This window comes from Streptomyces novaecaesareae, assembly GCF_000716875.1.
In the GTDB taxonomy this organism is placed as follows: Bacteria; Actinomycetota; Actinomycetes; order Streptomycetales; family Streptomycetaceae; genus Kitasatospora; species Kitasatospora novaecaesareae.
Window position 1 is genome coordinate 1 of the sequence record NZ_JNWQ01000195.1, and the last position, 1,339, is coordinate 1,339.

Annotated in this window: 2 protein-coding genes; both read right to left on the reverse strand. The window is 65.8% G+C overall.

Annotated features, from left to right (window positions below; translation table 11 throughout):
• The coding region (locus OP86_RS32430; protein ID WP_033334465.1) for a hypothetical protein at positions 1-410 on the reverse strand (410 nt) is incomplete at its 3' end.
• Complete coding sequence (locus OP86_RS32435; protein ID WP_030055230.1) at positions 407-1,237, reverse strand: IS5 family transposase; 831 nt, start codon at positions 1,235-1,237, stop codon at positions 407-409. The genes OP86_RS32435 and OP86_RS32430, both read right to left, overlap by 4 nt.
• Between the last annotated feature and the right edge of the window lie 102 nt (positions 1,238-1,339).

Consider the following 1,339-nt stretch of genomic DNA (forward strand, 5'->3'; position numbering starts at 1 on the left):
GTGAACAGGCCGGGTTCGGGTTCGGTGAGGATGCCTCGGGCGACCAGGCGTTTCAGCTTCGACCGGATGCCTTCGGTGTTCTTCGGGAGGATCGGCAGGTCGAGTGCCTCGCACAGGTCGCGGGCCCGCATCGGACAAAAGCCGGCGTCGGTAAGGGCGGCGAGGATCTGCTGGTAGGCCGGGTGATCCGGCACATCGGGGCGGGGCATCTCCTCGACGGGCTCGGGTCGCGGGATGGCGAGGAGTGTCTTGCGGGTGATGCGCAGGTTCTCGCTCTCGGCGTCGAGCTCGCCGAGGCGGGCGGTGAGGTCCTCGATGTGCGAGCGGAGCTGTCCAGCCTGTTCGACCAGTTCGCTCTCGCGGGACTCGACGTAGGCCAGGACGGCGCTGATCTGCCGGTAGTCGCTCATGCTGCCCTCCAGGAGGGCAGGGTGGCGCCGGTGAGGCGGCGGGCCATGACGGAGGTCATCGCCCAGAAGACGCGTGAACACGAAGTGGCAGGCCGGTGTTCGTAGTCGCGGACCAGGCGCCGGTAGAACATCAGGATCCCGTTCGTCTGCTCCACGATCCACCGCTTGATCTGCGGGACGAAGCCCTTGTCGGCGGGATTGCGCTCAACAATCTCGACGTCGATGCCGTACTCCTTGCCGTGGTCGACGACGCTCTTCTTGAACCCCTGGTCGGCCAGGGCTCTACTCACCGTGTCGGCCTGGGCGGCCACGCCGTCAAGCAGCGCGATACCGGCGGCGTTGTCGTGTGCACTGGCTGGCAGGACGGCGACCGCGACGACGAGGCCCAAAACGTCTACGGCCAGGCATCTCTTGCGGCCCGGCACTCGTTTCGCCGCGTCCTTGCCCGTCGTGGCGGCCGGGACGCCGACGGCGGCATGGATACTCTGCGTGTCCAGGATGACCAGGCTCGGGTCGGCTAATCGCCGCTTCTTCTCCCGCAGTTGCCATCGCAGCAGATCATGAATGGTTTGATCGGTGCCGTCGTCGCGCCACTTGTAGAAGTAGTACTTCACCGCACCAGCGGGCGGCAGGTCGTGGGGCAGCAGGTCCCACTGGCAGCCGCTGCGGTTCTGGTACAGGACCGCGTTCACGATCTCCCGCATCGCGTATTTGCCCTGGTGGCCACTGACCGAGGGATGCCGGGCCTTCCACGCTGTGATCACGGGCTCGACCAGGGCCCACTGCTCGTCGGAGACGTCACTCGAGTACGGCTTGCGATCACTCATCCCGCCACCCAAGCGAATCACGAACGCTTGACCGGCAACGATGCCCCAATGTCACCCCATCGAGCGATGACAAGCCAGACATAAGGTCGCGTACTGCACTCT